The following is a 16,730-nucleotide window of genomic DNA, read 5'->3' on the forward strand; positions in this document are numbered from 1 at the left end:
CGAACGGCACATACTGTTCGGCATGCCAACTTCCGACATTGCGGTCATCACCGGAGCCGGATCCGGAATCGGTGCCAACACCGCCGTCCGTCTCGCCAGAACCGGGGTGACCGTCGCCCTGCTCGACGTCAACCAGGAAGGCCTCGATCGCACGGATAAGTCCGTTCAGCGCGCTGGGGGACAAGCCATCACTCTTGTGGCGGATGTGGGCGATCCGGATTCGGTCGCCGACGCGCTCGGTCGGGTTCCGGGCGACGTCGTGGGCTTGCTCAACGGGGCCGGGGTCATCGTCCCACTCCGTGAGCCCCGGCCCGGCGGCCACGGGCCTCAACTCGGACACGTTCTCCGATCCCGACGTTCACAGCTCATTGACCCGCGCAATACCCATGGGCGGATCGGCCAGCCCGAGGATGTCGCCGACGTGATCGCTTTCCTCCTCGGACCGGCCGCTGCATTCGTTACCGGCGTCGACATACCAGTTGACGGCGGATTCGTCAGCCAAGTGCACCTGGAGTCCCAGGTCCCGATCATCGCGCTGGACAGCCAGCAATAGTCACCCGGGCATCGTCGCTGAGTTCAGCCATTGGGCTTGATCAGCTTTGACGGAAATCGAAGATCAGGGGCTTCGGCCCGAGAAGGATGATGTCCATCATGCCCGTGTTCCGCGTAATTCGGAGCCTCTGGGGCAACGGCATTCCTACTGGCCTGCGGTTTCGCCTCGTCGGGTGCCACAGGCCGTTTCTCTAGTGCTCGGCGTTTCCGCAGGTCGGAAGGGGTTCTGCGAGTGACCCCGAAGGCGATGGGAGGCGGCCTCGGGCGAGCCTGCAGCAACCTCTACATCCAAAACCCGCAACCGGACCTCTCCGACATCGAATTCGAGGGCGATCGGGGCTTGGCGGGTGGTTGAGGGTGTGGCAGGGCGTGGTGGGGCCCGCGCGGCGTCAGTACCGTGGCCGTGCATGCGCCAGCCGCCGCCGGCCAGGATGCAGCCAAGCTTCTTGATATCGACGTGGACCAGCTCGCCGGGGTAGTCGTGCTCGTAGCGGATCGCCTCGCGCAACTGCTCGCCGCTGGGCGGGTCCAGGTCGCGCAGCCGATTGAGCCCGCGGCGTACGAGGACGCGGTGGACGGTGGTGGGCGCGACGGTGATGCCGTGCAGTCGCTGCAGGTGCGCAGCAAGGCGGGCGGGCCCGTGCTTGGTCTGGCGCCGCAGCGCCTCGATCAGATCCGCGACGTCCTCCCCGGTGCGGGCCGGGCTCGTGGCAGGCCGGGAGGAAGGGTCCACAAGCCAGGCCTCGCCGTGCGCGCACCAGCGGGCATACCACTTGGCCAGGCAACGGCGGGAGATCCCGGCCTCCGCCGCGGCATGCGCGACCGGACGCCCGGCGTCCACGCGCTCACATAACCGACGGACGCCCTTCTGGCGTCAGCGGGGCGTTGGGATGTCCCGCCATATCAGCCCCTTGAGGTACCCGCTCCGAGCGTCCATCACAGGCGTCATGAGGTGTGCTGTGACGCCGTATTCACGGCGATTGTGCAGAGTCTCTTGGTTGCACGCGTGAGGGCGACATACAGGTCGCGCTCACCGCCGGGGCGGGCTGCGGCGATCTCCTCCGGGGCGACGACGACGATCGCGTCAAACTCCAGGCCGCGAGCTTCGGAAGCCGGCACGAGGCGGGCCCACCGCTCGACATCGGCCGACGCCAACTCCTCGACCCGGTCGTCCGCGCAGATCACGGCGAGCAGGTCGCCCGGGTGCGCTGCCACCTGCGTCCGAAGCTCCCCGGCCACGGTGGTGGCGACGGAGTGCGGGCAGCCGGCGAGGTGGCGGGGAAGTTCGCCGTGGCGGATCGACCGGCTCGGCGTCTGACCGGGGGCGATCCGCGCCAACAGGCCATGGGTGCTCGCAAGGATCTCCTGGGTCGTGCGGTAGCTGACGGTCAACGTGTGCAGGGCGAACCTGCTGCCGAGATGCGGACCCAGTGCCTGGGACCAGTCGCTTGCCGCCGTCGCAGGGCCCGCCTGGGCGAAGTCACCCACCAGGGTCATCGACCTGGCCGGACACCGACGCATCACCATCCGCCACTGCATAGCGGTCAGCTCCTGAGCCTCATCAACCACGACGTGCCCGAACGACCGCTCCGGCAGCCCGTCCACCAGGGCCGCCGCCTCATCCAGCAGCGGCACATCGGCATCCGTCCACGGGGCCTCAGGCGAACGCACCAGCCGGGACCGTTCGTCGCGGGCGAGCGAGGGCAGGTACCTGCCCAACGTGCGAGCGTCCGCCAGCAGGGCCCGCACGACCACGTCGGGCGTCAGCCACGGCCAGAGGGCCTCCACCGCACGGTCGACGTGGGCGTCGCCCGAGAGGTCCGCACGGACGGCGTCCGCGTCGAACACCTCGGCCGGATCCGCGGCCGGCGCGCCGTCGAAGCCGAGAGCCCGCAGATCGGCTTCGGCCGCGGCATCGAGATCCAGGCCCGTGCTCTCGGCGATCTCGGCGTCGATATGTTCGAGGGCCTCGACGGCGTCGCGCTCCAGGGCATCCGTGACAGCGCCGATCAGGTGCTCCTTGAACACCTCCCGCGCCCGGTTGTGCGCCAGACCGCTCGCCACCGCGGCCTCCCGCGCCGCCGCGACATCTACGCTCTCCAGCCGGACCCACTGCTGCCCCACCCGGACCGCGAAGCCGCCGGCAGGTGCCTGCCGGGAGCGCACCAGGCCCGCGAGCGCCTCGGCCAGCGCGGAGTTCCCCTTAAGGCGCGCGACATCAAACGACTCCACAGCGGCGGGCTCCACCCCGGCCAGCTCCGCGCACGTCGCCAGGAGCACGTCGTTCTCCCCCAGCGAGGGGAGCACCTGGGAAACATAGTCGAGGAACCGCGCGTTCGGCCCGAGCACCAGCACACCGCGCGCGGCCGCTCCCGGGAACGCGTACAGCACATACGCCGCCCGGTGCAGCGCAACCACGGTCTTGCCCGTACCGGGGCCGCCCTGCACCACCGTCACCCCCCGATGCGGGGACCGGACGATCGCGTCCTGCTCCACCTGCAACGTCGCCACCGCCGCACGCATCCGCCCCGTGCGCTGCGCCTCCAGCGCTTCCGTCAGCGGACCATCGCCGACGATGTCGCCGACTGCGGCCGACGATCCGTCCAGTAGCTCGTCGCTCACCGCACGTACCGCACGGCCCTCGACTCGCAGATGACGCCGGCGCCGCAGCCCCATGGGGTGGACGGCCGTCGCCTCGTAGAAAGGCCGCGCCGCGTCCGCTCGCCAGTCGACGAGCAGTGGCAGGTCCCGGTCACCCACGTGCAGGCCGAGCCGTCCGATGTGCAGGACGGTTCCGTCCGCGCCATCAACCCGGCCGAACGCCAACCCCTCCTCGGCCCCCTCCAGCCGACGAACCTGACGTGCCAGACGCTCTGCGGCGACATCGCGCGCGTACACCTCGCCCGCGCTGTCGGCCGACGACTTCAGCACATCCGCCAGCTGGGCCCGTGCATCCGCCAATCGCTCATCGAGCAGCCGGTACATAGCGGCCACATGAGTTTGCTCCACCTCGACCTGTCCTGCGGCACCCTCATTGAGCTGGGACAAAAGTAGCCTTCCTCTCGACTCGACCCTCCACTATGCAGCCAAATTTCCTTGAAAGTAAGGCTTGACTTACTTGTCCGGGTCAGCCGCCGCGGCCGGTCCGCCATCACAGCTCAGGTCTGGGCGGCCTTCGGGCACTGTTGGACAAGAGGAGCCGACCGGGCTCTCATCCGGCCTGAAGAGATTCGAGTTCAGGGAGGCTCAGCACTTCGCCGCCATGCCAGACCCTGCCCAGGCGGCTGGCGCAGCCAGCCCCACCCGGACACCGTCCATCGGCGCGTCGTTATCGCCGCTGGAGCGGCACTGAACCGCCCCGGGTTCGGTAGAGCTCTCGGCCTGCGCCGAGTTGGGTGGAATCGAGTTGCTTGGCTTCAGGCGACATCCGCTTTCCGACCGTGATCGTTTGGTTCGGGCTGGGTGGGCATGGACTCCGGCTGCTGGCGGGAGAGATGGGCGTGGTTCGTCTGTTCGTCTCGCTTGTGGAGGTGGCTGGTGCCGTCGGTGTTCGGTCTGCTGGAGGCCCGGGAGAAGAAGGTCCGGGAAGAGGTGGCACGGCTGCGGGAGGACGCCGAGCGGGTGCAGGCTGCCCTCGGCGAGGCGGAACGCACACTTCAGCGTCTGGTGGATGCCCGTGTGACGGTGGCCGGGGTGGCCGGGCCACCCGCGGTGGCGGAGCCGGTGGTGAGTGCTTTGGCGGGGTCGGTGGTGCCCGGACGGACCGAGGGCATGACAGCGGCAGTCCTGCCTGCGGACTACCAGCGGATCATGTCCGTGCTGGTGTCGGATGCGGCCGGGGAGGGTATGGGGTGCCGGCAGCTGGCCGCGGCCCTGGGCCTTCAGACGGTTCCGGCGAAGGTCGAGGGGCTGCGGTCGAAGGCAAAACGCCTGGTGGAGCGAGGGCGGGCGCTCCAAGCACGGCCAGGGGTGTTCACCCCCGGCCGCGGCGCCGGCTGCTCCTGCACGACCTTCGCGCGGGAAGACGCCCCGTGGATCGCGCAGTCGAACAGGCTCGTGCTCGTGTCGTCGTATGTGTCGTCGTCGGCGTCCTCGAAGTCGACGCCCGCACCCGGCTGGGTCTTGGTGCCGGGTTTCACGGAGAACAGACCCGCGCCCCTGCCTGCGGAGTTGAAGATGTTGTCGAACACCATGGTCGTCACCTCTGGTCGTCGTGGCGGTCGGATGCCCGGGTCAGGGCTGCTTGTGCAGCGCCCGGTCGCTGTCGGTCAGGCTCTGGCTGTCGAACATCGTGTGGTGGACGTCCAGGGCGGAGACGACCTCGGCCCACCCGTGCATCAGGAACCCGCCGCCGGCCAGGTCGAGGTCGCTGATGGGGCGGGCGACCACGTCGTCGAGGCCGGGGTGGTCCCCGGGCTGCGGGGGAGACAGCACCGCCACCGGCACGGGGTACTTCACCGCGATGAACCCGGAGAAGGTCACCGGGATCTCGTAGCAGTAGTGCTTGTGACAACGCCGCTGGGTGACGATGGTCTCCACGCGGCCGCCCGGCGGGACCTCGCCGGAGATCTGCGACTTCGAGGCCCAGCTGGTGGTCAGGGAGCCGCCGACGGAGCCCGAGATGCCCAGCAGCAACGAGGCGTTGAGCGACGCGGTGCCGGTGGCGCTGCCCTGAGTGGTGAACCCCACCGAGCCCGTCACCGTGTTCGACGCGGAGTTCGTCGCCGCGTTCCGCACGGAATTCTCGGTGGCGTTGGCGTTGTCCACCCCCATGTTGTCCTTGCTGTTCTTGTTCGTCACCGTGTTCGCGTTCTTGTTCGCCACCTCGCTTTGGCACTGCGTGGCCATCTGCGACTGGAGATCCATCCGGAGCTGGTTTTGCAGCTGCAGCTGGAGCTGTGCGCTGACGCTGCCGCCGAAGGTGAGCTTGGCCTCCCCGTGGAGAGACCACGTGATGCCGTTCGACACGGTGAAATCGACCGAGTCGGTGAAGGTCATCTTGGATGTCTGGCTGCGGTTGACGTAGGCGCGCGAGGAGAACGTGTCGGGCGGGGGCTGGCTGATGTTGCGCCGCTCCTCGATCAGCGGCTCCCCGAGGTTCATATAGGCGAGCCAGCCCCGCTGGAGGGCGGAGCCGGGGAAAGTGCCGAAGCTCGACTTGTTCACGGAGAACCCGACGGGCTTGTGCTGCACGCCGTAGTCGTCGACGTAGACCAGGTTCGGGTGGTTCAGGAGGGACTGCCAGGTCTGCTCGATGTTGAGTTCCCGCAGGTTCTTCTTCGTCAGCGGCTGGCGTTTGCCCTGTCCCAGATAGTACGCGATGGAAGACATTCCCCGTCCTCGACTAATCTGGCCGAATTCGGCTCGGTGAAATGTAATCAGGAATCTGCGCGCGTTCCGTCAACCGAAGCTAGCAGGTGCTTCATTTCCCGGAAAGGTATCGCGGTGTATAACCCTCAATCGAGTGATAAAGTTTTGTCGGCGGCTCAACTGGCCCTATTCCAAGGTAACTTGAGGAAGCGTCGATCGCTCGGTCGATGACTTTCCGAAGTCCTGCCTGTAAGTGCTTTGGCCTCGGATGTTGCCGTGAAGCGAGGGGATTTGATTAGGTTGCCCACGCTTTCGAGGTCCTTTCTGTCGAAGAACGATTGGGGCCTGCGGTAATTCCGCCTACCGGTCATGGTGCTGAGTTATCGACTATGGCGCCGAGTGTCTGACGTGTTGTTCTCCACATCCAAAAGCAGGTGAGGTTTCCGCCATGTACACCCAGGAACGCACGGCGATGTCGAATCTGGTGGTGGGCGGCCCGGTGGCCGTGAACAGCTACGACAACGCGATCGTGGCAGCACTGGTCGAGAACCGGCCGGTCATGCTCGTCCACGCCTTCAACGGCGGCTACCTGCGGCCCGCCGAACTCGCGGAGGCGAGCCACGACAAGGGGGTCAAACTGGCCACCGCGCTCGATCCGGCCACCAAGGAGGCGAAGGGCCACCTCTGGTACATCACCCCTGCCGGCTTCTTCGGGCAGCGGCCGCTGTACTTCATCGAAAGCGCCGCTGGCCAGGTGCCGCCCCCTCCCGCCGCTGCAGGCCAAGCCGAGGACGGACGAGGCGACGATGGCGCGCCCAAGCCGCAGCGCAGGCGCATCACCGTCCACCAGGACGCTCCCAAGAGCACGGCCGACACCGTCCAGGTCGGCCTGCCCGACAAGGTGGGCGACAAGTGGCGCGGGAAGAACGGCGCGCCCGAGGACACGCAGCTATGGGTCGTCACGGTGACACCGTGGGGACGGATCACGTTCGTGCCGATCACCCACCCCGACGCCATCCTCGGGTTCAAGGACCACGCGGTGACGGCTGAGAGCGAGGTGCGCCTCACCTACAACTGGGGCGGGGACTTCACCGGGACGGTCATCAACACGTTCTACCCGCGATTGCCCAGCGAGTGGAGCGTCCCCTACCACCACGTCTTCACGTGATCCGCGGCCACCGCCGCGCAACGCCCGTCCCGAGTCAACGTCCGCACCGCCTGGAAGAGGCACCAGATGCCCGTGCCCACTCAAGAACTGAAGCTGGAGATCGTCAACGCCGCCACGGGGAAGACCCTCGCCGTTCAGGCCGCGCCGGGCGCGGCCGGAGCGCTCGTCGTCCGGGACTTCCCCGACGGCGCCCCGCGCCCCGAGCAGTGGCAGCTCACACCTGTGCAGGCCACACAGGAAGAACAAGCGTATGTGTTCCGCAACGTCGTCAGCGGCAAGGTGCTCGACGACCCCGCCGCCGCGGACCGGGGCGTACGCGAGGGGGACGCTGCCGCCGGCAAGACGGGCCAGCAGTGGCGCGTCGTCCCTGTCGACGGCGAAGCGGGCCTGTACTTCATCGAGGGCGCGAGTGATGGTGCGGTTCTCGACCTCGCCGACCCCGACCCCGACTCGGAGGACATCCGGGTCGTCCTGCGCGAGTACGACGACAGCGCTAAGAGCCAGCGCTGGCGGTTCGTCACGGCCGAGCCCGAGCGCATCAGCGACCCCGTGCTGCGCTGGGCACCACTGAGTCACTGGAACGGCCGCCGGTCCTGGCGACTGGCCCACTCGGCCGCGCTGCGGCCGGCACCCGATACGACCCCCTCCTTCAGCGACATGCTGCTGGTCCTGCAGCGGTTCGGCAGCGACCAGGACGCCGGCGGGTGGAAGAACGAAGGGCCCACGCCCTCTCCCAGTGGCCAACCCACCTGGTGGGCCGGGCTCGGCGCGCGGTTCCTCGCCGACACCACAGGAACAGGACAAGCGGACATCGTCGGCCTCAAACCCGCCACGGGCGCGGTGACGTCCTCCAGCCAAGGCGACGGCACGTTCGACGACGAAGAGCGCGTCCTGCACCCACCCGCGCCCTCCCCGAGCCCCGCGGACCTGCGGACCCTCGCGGACATGACGGGCGACGGCAAGCCCGACATCGTCGTGCTTTCCGCCGACGGTGTCAGGGTGCACCCTCACGACGAGGACGGGACGTATCCGCCGCCGGGCGGCGAGCCCGTCCTCAGAGCATTCGGACACGGCAACCAGGCCGGCGGCTGGCTGGCCGACAAGCATCCCCGCTTCCTCGTCGACACCACTGGCGATGGCAGGCTCGACGTCGTCGGCTTCCACGACGACGGCGTCTGGGTGTCCCTCCAGGACGAGGACGGAAAATTCGCCCCGCTCACCGACGAACCGGCTCTCCGGGCGTTCGGCCACCACAAAGAGTCTGGTGGCTGGCTGGTTGACAAGCACCCCCGCTTCCTCGTCGACACCATCGGTGACGGACGCGCCGACATCGTTGGCTGTCACGACGACGGCGTGTGGGTGTCCCTCCAGGACGAGGACGGCACGTTCGCCGAGCCCCTGTACGTCCTGGACGACTTCGGGGCCGACCAGGGCTGGAGCTCGACCGAGGAACATCCCCGGTTCCTGCTCAGCACGACCAGCGACGGAGCAGTGGACATCATCGGGTTCGGCCCGCAGGGCGTCGTCGTCTCACGCGGGCGCGGGGACGGCACGTTCGAGCCCCCGAAACTCGTCCTGAACGACTTCGGGACCGCCCAGGGATGGACGAGCAAGAAGCACCTCCGCTTCCTCGCCGACGTCACCGGCGACGGCAACCCGGACATCATCGGCTTCGGCAACGAGGGCGTCTGGGTATCGCACAACCACGGCGACGGCCAATTCGAGCAGGCCCAACTGGTGTGCCGCGGGTTCGGATACAACGACGACGCCGGCGCCTGGCGCGTCGACCGCCACCCCCGCTTCCTCGTCGACATCACCGGCGACGGACACGTCGACATCGTCGGCTTCGGCGGCCCGGGCGTCTACGTGGCCCGCAACCTCTACCGCCGCTTCAGAACCCGATAAACCTCCAAGGGCCTCCACAGCCGTGCGCAGCCAGGTGCTCGATGACCGCCCACGGCACGTCCAGCGGGTCGTCCACCAAGAACCGGCCGACGTACCGGACGGTGCACATCCGGACCGCGAACCCCAGCTGATGCGCCATCTGCGGCGCAACGCGATCAGGTCCCGGTCCACGTCGTCCAGGAAGAAGAACCGCTCCAGCTCCGGCCGCGTCGTGGCGTGGCGCAGTGCGACGCCGAGGCGGACTTCCTGCCCGACCCCGCGCACCAGGGCTACGCCAATGTCGCCCTCGCCTGATGTCCGCGGTCAGCCGCAACGAGCGCGCGACGGTGATCCTCAACGTCCGCAACAGCACCACCGTTGACGCAGGACGGCCTGATGAGTCCGTTCTCGGAGTGGATCATGGGCGAATAGTGGACGCGGCAGCTGGGCAGTCTCCTGATCACCGATTTCAAGAGTGCGTTCCGGCGTCCCATCAGCTCGTCCTCGTTCCACGGTGAGTTGACGTTCACCCGGGTCGTCGAGCGGCTCGACCTGGCAATCGTCCAGATCGGGGCGAGGTTCTGGGACGCGGTGGGCGGCAGGAGCGCCGGCGAGCTCGCGGTGGCCGTCGTCGATGCGCCGAAGCAAGGAGCGAGATGACCTCAACGGGGGCTGGGCCGTGGTAACCGGAGCCTCGTCCGGCATAGGGGCGGCCGCGGCGGATCGTTTGTCCCGGGAGGACTGCCTACTTGTCCTGGTGGGCCGCGACGCGGAACGCTACAAGCAGGAGACAGCCAGGACGGGGGCCGGGCGGTGCTCGCCGATCTCACCACGTCCGAGGGAATCACTGCCGTGCGCCACGCCATTGACAGCCTCCTGCGGTGAACTGTCGCTGCTTGTCCATGCCGCAGGGCGCGGACTGGGCGGTTCACTGGGCGATACGGGATCCCGCGCGGCCACCGATCTCCGCCCTCGTCGACGACCGGGGCCGGTTCGGCAGTGCCATGGTGCGCGACGGATTCCGCTTCTTCCTTTCGCCCCGGGCACGTGCTGAGATCGACGCCCAGTTCGCGGCGTTCGCGGCCACCGGTCCTGCTTTGGACCACGTCAACACGCACAAGCACTTTCACCTGCACCCGACGGTGCTCTCGCTGATCCTCCGAGTGGGTTCGCACTACGGCCTGCGCGCCTTCCGGCTGCCCCACGAGCCCGGGGGTCAGGTCGGGTTGTGGCCCTGGGCCGCGCTGACCAGGGCCCGGCTGGAGAGGGCAGGGGTCGGCCACAACGACCAAGCGCGGGGGATCGCCCACAGCGGGCGCTTCGACGAGGCGGCGCTGATCGACGTACTCACCTTGTTGCCTCGCGGTTTGACGGAGATCTATCTGCACCCGGCGACCGCCGGGCCGGAACCGATCACCGACACCATGCGCGGCTATCGCCATGCCGACGAGCTCTCGGCGCTCCTGTCTCCACGGGTGCGAGAGGCATTCGCCGAGACCGGTGCCGGGACCGGTGGCTTCACCGACCTCTGCGACAACCTCAAGCAAAGGGCAACGACATGACCTCGGCCGGCGGCCACAGCGACGAAATCCCCCAGGACTACCCCTTCGTGGGCCCCACTGCCCTCGAACCGCCCACCCAGTGGTCCGAGTTGCGCGAGAAGTGCCCCGTGGCGTGGGTCCGCACACCCGGCGGTTCCGAGACCGCGCTGCTGACCCGCCATGAAGACGTCCGCAGGCTGTTCGCCGGCCGCAGGTTCAGCCGGAGCCTGGTCGCCGACGATGCCGCACGGCTGGGCGATTCCGAGGACGGGGGAGTGTTCAACCGTCTCGATCCCGGGGAGGAGTAAAGCTCAATCGCCGACTTCAGCGACGACGACCGGTCGGAGCACACCCGCTGGCGCGCTGTCGTCACCCGCGCCCTCACTGGTCGGCGACTCGACCTGTACCAGCCGGACCCGGCCGCCACGCTCCGGCGCTTCGCCCGTTTCCTGCGGCCGGGCGGAGTCATGGTGTTCCATGAGATCGACCTCACCAACGAGTACTCCAGCTGGCCGCCCAGCCCTCTCTGGGACGAGAGCTACCTTCTCCTCGCCGAGGCGTACCGGCGAGGCGGCACCCCACCGGACTTCGGCCGCCGCCTCACCCGGACCTTCCTCGACGCCGGGCTGCCCAGCCCGGCGGTCGAATGCCTGACCCCGGTCGGAGCGGACGCGTCCTCACCAGTGATCCGGTGGATCGCCGACTCCGTCCGCAGCCTCGCACCGATGCTGGAAAGGACGGGGCTGACCCTGCCCGCGGGCCTCACCGCCGACGACACCCTGCCGGACCTGCTGGAGAAGGCCGTACAGGAACAGGGCAGCCAGATACAGGGACCCGTCCAGTACGGCGCCTGGGCCCGCAGGGAGTGAGTCACTCATGACCTGTGCCGGCAGCACACGCCAGGTCTTCGGCGGACGTGGACACGACGGCAATCCGCGGCGCGGGCACCTCGTCCCCGAGGGCCAGCAGCCGCGTACGGATCTCCTCGGCCGCGGTCGGGTCGGTCCCGGTCAGGAGCCGCAACGCGCGTTCCCAGACCGTGCGGGCCGCGCCGGGGTCGCCGATGGCGAGGTAGGTGTCGCCGAGGTGACGGAGCGTCCCCGCCTCGCTGAACAGGTCGCCGACCTCGCGGTAGAGCCCTAGCGCGCACTGGTACGCGGCGACGGCCCGCCGGTGCTCGCCGAGGTGGTGGCGGGCGACACCGAGACTGTCCCAGGCGCCGGCCTCGGCGTACCGGGTGCCGTCGAGCCCGGCAAGGCCGCTCAGGGCCTTCTCGAAGTAAGCGGCGGCCCTGCGGTGTTCGCCCCGCCCAACGTGGGTCCAGCCGAGCGCGTGCAGGGCGCTGGTCTCCGCGGCACGGTCGCCGAGGGCCCGGTAGAGGGCGAGCGCCCGGCCCGCCGCGTCGAGCGCCCCGTCGTGATCGCCGAGGCGGTCCAGCAGCCAGCCGTGACTGCGATGGGCGTGGGCGAGGCCGAGCCGGTCGCCGAGCTCGGCGAACAGGTCGAGGGAGTGGCGGATGTGGGTGCGCGCGTCGTCGTACCGTTCCAGGCGGGCCGAGGCGCGAGCCAGGCCACGGTGCAGATGGGCCTGTGCCGGGCGGTGGCCGTCGCGGACGGCCGCGTCGAGACCGAGGCGCTGGAGTGCGGCCCCGTCGTGCCAGTGGCCCTGCCGGTCCATGAACCGCTCCAGGGCCCAGGCCAGGCCCCAGACATGGGCGTGGTCCCCGCGTGCGACCGCCCTTTCGGCGACGGCGGAGAGCACCTGTGCCTCGGCCTTGTACCAGCGCAGCGCCCGCGCGTCGTCGGCGAAGAACTCGGGACGCGCGCCGGGGGCGGCGGCGGGCAGCGGATCGAGCCTCCAGAAAGGCGAGTAGACACCGCCGGCGGCATGCGCGGTGTGCAGGTAGTGGTCGAGGAGACGGCGTACGGCGGCCTCCCGCTCGCCCGCGCTCCGGTGCTCCTTCGCGCACTCCGCCGCGTACGTACGCAGCAGGTCGTGGCAGGCGTACCGGCCGGGTGCGTGCTCGGTGAGCAGATGGGCGCGGGTGAGCTCGGCGATCAGACAGCGGACCGCTGCCGGGTCGTCGTCCGCAACGGCCGCCGCGCCCGGCAGTGTGATGTCGGGGCCCGGGTGCAGGGACAGCAGCCCCAGCAGGCGTGCCGCGTCGGGGCTCAGCGCACGGTAGGACCAGGAGAGCACCGCCCGTACGTCCCCGGCCGGGTCCGCGTCGGTGAACGCGTCGAGGCTGCCCTGGGTCGTGCGCAGTTCGTCCGCGATCGCGGCCAGCGCGAAGTGCGGATGGGCGGCGGCCCGGGTGGCGACGACGGCCAGGGCCAACGGGAGCCCCGCGCACCGGGTGACGATCTCGTCGACGGCTGCCGGGTCGGCCAGGACGCGGTCCGCGCCCAGGCGGCGGGTCAGGGACTCGCGGGCCTCGGCGGCCGGGAGCCGGTCCAGTACCAGCGGCCGGGCGGCCTCGGCCGTGACCAGGCCCAGGAGGCGGTCGCGGCTGGTGACGACCACCAGGCAGCCGGGGCTGGCGGGCAGCAGCGGGCGCACCTGTTCGGCGTCCCGCGCGTTGTCGAGCAGGATCAGCACCCGGCGCCCGGCCAGCAGGCTGCGGTAGAGCCCCGCCTGGGCGTCCGCCCCGGCGGGCACGCGCTGCGGGGGCACGCCCAGGGCCTCCAGGAACCCGCGCAGCACCTGCGCCGGATCCGCCGGGATCCCGCCCGGGGCGAAGCCGCGCAGGTTCGTGTACAGCTGCCCGTCCGGGAAGCGGTGGGCGGCCCGGTGCGCCCACCGCACGGCCAGCGTGGTCTTGCCGATGCCGCCCAGACCGCTGATCACGGCGATCCGGGTCCCCGGCGCGTCCTTCCCGGACAGCTCCGCCACATGCGCGAGTTCCGACCGTCGGCCCGCGAACGCGGCCAGGTCGGCGGGCAGTTGAGCCGGGCGGACGAACGGGACGGCCGGACGGGTGGTGGCGGCCGCCGGGGTGTCCGGAACCACGGTCAGCCGGACCGGAGCGCTCCGGGCGCCGCGGCCCGGCGTGGACGGCTTCCTACGGGCGTCCACGCGCAGTACCTCCTGCTGCGCCGCCCGCAGTTCGGAGCCGGGCTCGACGCCCAGTTCGGCGGTGAGCCGGGCTCGTACGAGCTGCCAGGTGTCGAGCGCCGCCGCCCGTTGTCCGGTGGCCGCGAGCGCGCGAACGAGGCGGGCCTGCAGCGGTTCGTCGAGCGCGTGCTCGGTCGCGGTGCGGTGCAGTACGGCGAGCAGCCGCCCGGCCTGCCCCGACGCCAGCGCCACGTCGGCCGCCTCCTTCACCACCGCCAGGTGTTCGCGCTCAAGGGCGTTGAACGCGGGATGGGACCGCGCCTCCACCGGGACACCGGTGGCGACCGGGCCGGTGCGCAGATTCAGCGCCTCCAGCAGGAGCGGTACGGCCGCCTCCGTGCCCCGGGTCCCGCTCCGCCGTGCCATCCGCACCAGTTCCCGGAAGCGCAGCAGGTCCAGTGTCTCGGGCGTCGCGTGCAGCCGATACCCGCCCGCGTCCCGTAGCAGCCAGCGGCCCGGCGCGCGGACCGGCAGCTGGGGCTCCAGCAGCCGGCGCAGCACACCGATGTGCCGGTAGACCGCGTTGGCGGGCGAGCCCGGCGGTGCCTCGCCCCAGAGGGCGTGCTGCAACTCCTCCATGGTCACTTGACTCGCTCCCCGTGGACGGGTGTTGGTAGGTGGCGGCAGCGTAGGCGGCGAGCAGTGGACGAAGTGTGCCTGCCTTGTGACCGGGACCGGGAGCCGTAAGTGATGGAGATCGATCTTCTGCCGTACAGCGACCGTCCAGACGGGATCGAAGTCGTGGAGCGCGTCCCGCGCGCTCTCCCAGGCGCGCAGGGCCTCCATGGGACTACCGGCCGAGTGGTGGGCGTCGCCGAGCCGGTCGAGCACGCACGCCTCGTTGAACAGGTCACCGGCCGCTCGGAACAGGGCGAGGGCGCGTCGATAACAGGTCACCGACCGCCCGTGCCGGCCCAGTTGACGATGGATGTGGCCGAGGGTGTCCCAGGTGTAGCCCTCGGCGAGCGGGATCTCCAGCTCCTGGAAGAGAGCGAGTGCCCGGTGCGCGTGGGGGAGCGCACCGCGGCCGTCGCCCAGGCACGCCTGCCCCCAGGCCCTGGCCACCAGCACATCGGCCTCGCCCCTCCGCCGACCCGACGCCTGATACAGGCCGAGAGCGGGCGCCAGCTCCTCGAGCCCTTCTCTGAAGCGCTCTTGACGGGTCATCAACGTCCACAGGGAGAGATGGCACTGCGCCCGCCCGTTGCCGTCGTCGTCCACGACCCGGCCGAACTCGCCCATGGATGCTCGGAGATGCTCCTCGGCCTCGGTGTACCGCCGCAGCAACATGCAGGCGCGGCCGAGGCCGAGGTGGGCCTGGGCGAGGGCCACGGGAGCGGCGAGTCGCCGGGCGGCCTCCAGAGCGGCCCGCTGGAGGGCGAGGTACTCCGGCCAGTGGCCGAACCGTTCGTGGAAGCGCTCCAGGCACCAGGCGAACTGCCAGACATGGGCGTCGAGTTCGAGGTCGACCGCCTGTCGGAAAGCGCCGAGGAGCACCGCCCGCTCGCCGGTGAGCCATGCCAGGGCCGTCGCTTCGTCCGCGAGGGGCTGCGGTGGTGTGGAGGGCTCGGCCGGTGGGACAGGGGTGATCACGGCCGTCGGGGGGTCGAAGAGCAGCGCGGCGGTGTGGGCGGTGTGCAGAAGGTGGTCGAGCATCCGGCGCAGGCTCGCCCGGCGCTCGTCCTCGCTCTCGGTGGCGCGGACCAGTTCGGTGGCGTACGCGCGCAGCAGGTCGTGGCAGGCGTACCGGCCGGGCGTGCGCTCGGTGACGAGACGTGCGTCGGCCAACTCGGCGAGCAGGGCCCGGGCCCTGGAGACCGGCTCACCCGTGAGGGCGGCCCCCGCGTGGAGGGTCACCTCCGGCCCGGGATGCAGGGAGAGCAGCCGGAACATGCGGGCCGCGGAGGGACCGAGTGCGTCGTACGACCATGAGAACACCGCCCGTACATCGATCGCGGGGTCGGCGTCACGGAATGCCTCCAGCCCGCCGTGAGCGGCCCGCAGCTGCTCGGCCAGCGTCGCCAGCGGGAACGTCGGCCGGTCGGCGGCACGGGCGGCCACGACGGCCAGGGCGAGGGGCAGCCGCGCGGTGAGCCGGACGATCTCGTCCGTCGCCCGGGGTTCGGCGGCCACCCGGGCGGCACCGATCCGCAGGGCCAGGGCCGAGCGGGCCTCGGCCGGCGTGAGCGTGCCCAGGGCGACCGGGTGGGCACCGTCGGCGGAGACCAGGCCGCCGAGCCGGTTGCGGCTGGTGACGAGAACCAGACAGCCGGGCGTGCCGGGCAGCAGCGGCCGGACCTGAGCGGCGTCCCGCGCGTTGTCGAGCAGGACGAGCAGTCTGCGCCCTGCCGACAGACTGCGGTACAGCGCGGCCTGGGCGTCGAGCCCCTCGGGTGCGTGAGCGGCCGGTACGCCAAGGGCCTCCAGGAATCCCCGCAGGGCGTCCTGCGGTCGTGTGGGCGGTGCGGCGGGATCGAAACCACGCAGGTCAACATAGAATTGCCCGTCCGGGAAGCGGTCGGCCGCCTCGTGCGCCAGGTGGACGGCGAGAGCGGTCTTGCCGACGCCGGCCGGGCCGGTGATGGTGCTGATCACGACGGTGGGCGCGGCAGCCGCCCAGCCTTCGGCACGCGCTGGACGGCACCCGCATCATCGTCCGCCGCGAGCGCCCCCACCCCGGCGCCCAGCTGTCCCTGTTCGACCAGGACGAAGGCATGCGCCACCAGGTCTTCCTCACCGACACGCCCGTCGCCGGCGGCGGCTCACTCCAGGACCTGGAGGCCCGCCACCGGGCCCACGCCCGGGTCGAGGACTACATCCGCTGCGGCAAGACCACCGGCTTCGGCCGCTTCCCCTCCCGCCGCTTCGCCATCAACCAGGCCTGGCTGGAGCTGTTCCTGACCGCGATCGACCTGCTGGTCTGGGCGCGAACCCTGCTGCTGGACGGCGAGTTGGCCACCGCCGAGCCCAAGAAACTGCGCTACCGCCTCCTGCATGCTGCCGCCCGGATCACCCGCGGAGCCCGCCGCCTACGCCTGCGGATCGCCGCCACCTGGCCCTGGCGTCACGAACTGACCGCGGCGTTCAGCCGCCTTGTCGCACTGCCCCGACCGGCCACCTGACCGACGACGTCGCCGCTGACCACCCACGACCCGAGGACC

The 16,730-nt window shown here is 70.4% G+C and carries 11 protein-coding genes and 4 pseudogenes; 9 read left to right on the forward strand and 6 right to left on the reverse strand.

Translation table 11 applies throughout. The features are described 5' to 3' along the window. Window positions 1-22 precede the first annotated feature (22 nt). The gene (locus ABT245_RS14490) at window positions 23-553 is read left to right on the forward strand and encodes an SDR family NAD(P)-dependent oxidoreductase (RefSeq protein WP_351733189.1); all 531 of its coding nucleotides are present in this window, start codon (window positions 23-25) and stop codon (window positions 551-553) included. Window positions 554-697: 144 nt separating this feature from the next. Here ABT245_RS14490 and ABT245_RS14495 read toward each other — a convergent pair whose 3' ends face one another. The 4 genes and pseudogenes from ABT245_RS14495 to ABT245_RS14510 form a co-directional block, all read right to left on the reverse strand. Next, the gene (locus tag ABT245_RS14495) at window positions 698-1,393 is read right to left on the reverse strand and encodes a helix-turn-helix domain-containing protein (RefSeq protein ID WP_351733191.1); all 696 of its coding nucleotides are present in this window, start codon (window positions 1,391-1,393) and stop codon (window positions 698-700) included. 104 nt (window positions 1,394-1,497) lie between these two features. Beyond that, a complete protein-coding gene (locus ABT245_RS14500) occupies window positions 1,498-3,600 on the reverse strand; it encodes a HelD family protein (RefSeq protein WP_351733193.1) in 2,103 nt (700 codons plus the stop codon). Window positions 3,601-4,547: 947 nt separating this feature from the next. Next, window positions 4,548-4,745: pseudogene (locus tag ABT245_RS14505) on the reverse strand (hypothetical protein); the annotation flags it as partial. 40 nt (window positions 4,746-4,785) lie between these two features. Next, the gene (locus ABT245_RS14510) at window positions 4,786-5,883 is read right to left on the reverse strand and encodes a flagellar basal body L-ring protein FlgH (protein ID WP_351733196.1); all 1,098 of its coding nucleotides are present in this window, start codon (window positions 5,881-5,883) and stop codon (window positions 4,786-4,788) included. 427 nt (window positions 5,884-6,310) lie between these two features. On the opposite strand from ABT245_RS14510, the gene ABT245_RS14515 reads away from it, so the two are divergent. Next, window positions 6,311-7,030, forward strand: coding sequence for a hypothetical protein (locus ABT245_RS14515; protein ID WP_351733198.1), 720 nt, complete (start codon window positions 6,311-6,313; stop codon window positions 7,028-7,030). Window positions 7,031-7,096: 66 nt separating this feature from the next. Then, window positions 7,097-8,935 carry an FG-GAP-like repeat-containing protein gene (locus ABT245_RS14520; RefSeq protein WP_351733201.1) on the forward strand — a complete coding sequence of 613 codons (1,839 nt, stop codon included), beginning with the start codon at window positions 7,097-7,099 and terminating at the stop codon, window positions 8,933-8,935. A gap of 25 nt (window positions 8,936-8,960) precedes the next feature. Here the strand turns inward: ABT245_RS14520 and ABT245_RS14525 are convergent. Beyond that, window positions 8,961-9,145, reverse strand: a pseudogene (locus ABT245_RS14525) (DUF4158 domain-containing protein); the annotation flags it as partial. Between the two features lie 213 nt (window positions 9,146-9,358). On the opposite strand from ABT245_RS14525, the gene ABT245_RS14530 reads away from it, so the two are divergent. From ABT245_RS14530 to ABT245_RS14550, 5 genes and pseudogenes are all read left to right on the forward strand, one after another. Further along, complete coding sequence (locus tag ABT245_RS14530) at window positions 9,359-9,574, forward strand: FcoT family thioesterase (RefSeq protein ID WP_351733297.1); 216 nt, start codon at window positions 9,359-9,361, stop codon at window positions 9,572-9,574. Further along, window positions 9,549-9,707: pseudogene (locus ABT245_RS14535) on the forward strand (SDR family NAD(P)-dependent oxidoreductase); the annotation flags it as partial. The gene ABT245_RS14530 and the pseudogene ABT245_RS14535, both read left to right, overlap by 26 nt. Window positions 9,708-9,816: 109 nt before the next feature. After that, window positions 9,817-10,476, forward strand: coding sequence for a ChbG/HpnK family deacetylase (locus ABT245_RS14540; protein WP_351733300.1), 660 nt, complete (start codon window positions 9,817-9,819; stop codon window positions 10,474-10,476). After that, a complete protein-coding gene (locus tag ABT245_RS14545; protein WP_351733203.1) occupies window positions 10,473-10,763 on the forward strand; it encodes a hypothetical protein in 291 nt (96 codons plus the stop codon). The genes ABT245_RS14540 and ABT245_RS14545 overlap by 4 nt, the downstream gene beginning before the upstream one ends. A 159-nt stretch (window positions 10,764-10,922) precedes the next feature. Continuing rightward, the gene (locus ABT245_RS14550) at window positions 10,923-11,324 is read left to right on the forward strand and encodes a hypothetical protein (protein WP_351733205.1); all 402 of its coding nucleotides are present in this window, start codon (window positions 10,923-10,925) and stop codon (window positions 11,322-11,324) included. A gap of 1 nt (window position 11,325) precedes the next feature. On the opposite strand, the gene ABT245_RS14555 is transcribed toward ABT245_RS14550, so the two are convergent. Next, entirely contained in the window at window positions 11,326-16,164 is a 4,839-nt protein-coding gene (locus tag ABT245_RS14555; RefSeq protein WP_351733208.1) for a tetratricopeptide repeat protein, read from the reverse strand. Window positions 16,165-16,205: 41 nt separating this feature from the next. On the opposite strand from ABT245_RS14555, the pseudogene ABT245_RS14560 reads away from it, so the two are divergent. Continuing rightward, window positions 16,206-16,691, forward strand: a pseudogene (locus tag ABT245_RS14560) (transposase); the annotation flags it as partial. Between the last annotated feature and the right edge of the window lie 39 nt (window positions 16,692-16,730).

Source organism: Streptomyces sp. NPDC001508, from assembly GCF_040298665.1.
GTDB lineage: Bacteria > Actinomycetota > Actinomycetes > Streptomycetales > Streptomycetaceae > Streptomyces.

Excerpts from the sequence above, each read along its gene's own strand:
- ABT245_RS14545 (WP_351733203.1), top strand. The coding sequence starts at position 10,473 with ATGACCTCGGCCGGCGGCCACAGCGACGAAATCCCCCAGGACTACCCC.
- ABT245_RS14520 (WP_351733201.1), top strand. The coding sequence starts at position 7,097 with ATGCCCGTGCCCACTCAAGAACTGAAGCTGGAGATCGTCAACGCCGCC.
- ABT245_RS14510 (WP_351733196.1), bottom strand. The coding sequence starts at position 5,883 with ATGTCTTCCATCGCGTACTATCTGGGACAGGGCAAACGCCAGCCGCTG.
- ABT245_RS14550 (WP_351733205.1), top strand. The coding sequence starts at position 10,923 with ATGGTGTTCCATGAGATCGACCTCACCAACGAGTACTCCAGCTGGCCG.
- ABT245_RS14540 (WP_351733300.1), top strand. The coding sequence starts at position 9,817 with ATGCCGCAGGGCGCGGACTGGGCGGTTCACTGGGCGATACGGGATCCC.
- ABT245_RS14515 (WP_351733198.1), top strand. The coding sequence starts at position 6,311 with ATGTACACCCAGGAACGCACGGCGATGTCGAATCTGGTGGTGGGCGGC.
- ABT245_RS14490 (WP_351733189.1), top strand. The coding sequence starts at position 23 with ATGCCAACTTCCGACATTGCGGTCATCACCGGAGCCGGATCCGGAATC.